This is a genomic window from Zhongshania sp. R06B22, from assembly GCF_040892595.1.
Lineage (GTDB): Bacteria > Pseudomonadota > Gammaproteobacteria > Pseudomonadales > Spongiibacteraceae > Spongiibacter > Spongiibacter arctica.
Window position 1 is genome coordinate 1 of record NZ_JBFRYB010000006.1, and the last position, 551, is coordinate 551.

Here is a 551-nt window from a genome sequence, read left to right on the forward strand (position 1 = left end):
GCAGACTTGCTTGCAGAAGATTGCGGCGGTGTAGGCAGCGAAGAATACAATGAAATGCTTGAGTTGGTAGAAATGGAGCTGCGTGAGCTGCTCGATATGTACGACTTCCCAGGCGACGACACCCCAATCATTGCAGGTTCTGCACTGATGGCGTTGAACGGTCAAGATGACAACGAGCTTGGCACAACTGCGGTAGCAAAATTGGTTGAGGCTTTGGATAACTACATTCCACAGCCAGAGCGCGCGGTAGATCTGCCGTTCTTGATGCCGATAGAAGACGTATTCTCAATCTCTGGTCGCGGTACTGTTGTAACCGGCCGTATTGAGCGTGGCATTCTGCGTACTGGTGACGAGATCGCTATCATCGGTATCCGCGACACCACCAAGTCTACTTGTACTGGTGTTGAGATGTTCCGCAAGCTGCTTGACGAAGGTCGCGCTGGCGAGAACGTTGGTGTGTTGCTGCGTGGTACTAAGCGCGACGACGTAGAGCGTGGTCAAGTACTGGCTAAGCCGGGCTCAATTACGCCACACACTCGTTTTGAAGCAGA

At 52.6% G+C, this 551-nt stretch carries 1 protein-coding gene; it reads left to right on the forward strand.

What is annotated here, in order from left to right:
- Window positions 1–551 (forward strand): EF-Tu/IF-2/RF-3 family GTPase (locus AB4875_RS17390; protein ID WP_368377384.1); only part of this gene is annotated, 551 nt, incomplete at both ends.